Below are 628 nucleotides of genomic sequence, written 5' to 3'. Positions count from 1 at the left end.
ACGTCATGACGGTGCACATCATGACGTCGCACATCATGACGTTGCACGACAGCACGAAGTCGCACAGGCGACCGACCAGGCGGGGGCGTACGCGGCGGTGTCGTCGCTGCCGGCCCAGAGCCGGTCGCCCGCACCGGCGCCCGTTCCGATGCGCCCGCGGGTCGGCCACATCCAGTTTCTCAACTGTCTCCCGCTCTACTGGGGTCTGGTGCATTCCGGGGCGGTGCTGGACGTCGAACTGACCAAGAACACTCCCGACCGGCTCAATGAGGCGCTGGTGGCGGGCGATCTCGATATAGGCCCGATCAGCCTGGTCGAGTACCTGCGGCACGCCGACGACCTCGTCGTCCTGCCGGACATCGCGGTCGGTTCCGACGGTCCGGTGCTGTCGGTGGTGCTCGCGAGCTCCGTACCGTTGGACCGGATCCGATCGGTCGCACTGGGTTCCACGTCGCGGACGAGTGTGCTGCTCGCGCAGATGCTGCTGGAGGATCGGCTGGGGCTGCACCCGACCTACACGAGCATGCCGCCCGACCTTCCCCTGATGTTGCGCGAGGCCGACGCAGCCGTGCTGATCGGTGACGTGGCATTGCGGGCCACCTATGACGCCGAGCGCGCCGGGGATGCG

The 628-nt window shown here is 67.8% G+C and carries 1 protein-coding gene; it reads left to right on the top strand.

Annotated features, from left to right (window positions below; all coding sequences use genetic code 11):
- Positions 1-148: 148 nt before the first annotated feature.
- The coding region (locus DD1DGNOD_RS30160; protein ID WP_241255937.1) for a menaquinone biosynthetic enzyme MqnA/MqnD family protein at positions 149-628 on the top strand (480 nt) is incomplete at its 3' end.

This window comes from Candidatus Protofrankia californiensis, from assembly GCF_900634765.1.
Lineage (GTDB): Bacteria > Actinomycetota > Actinomycetes > Frankiales > Frankiaceae > Protofrankia > Protofrankia californiensis.
The sequence above is the reverse complement of the archived record's forward strand: the minus strand, read 5'-3'. Positions and strand labels throughout refer to the sequence as shown.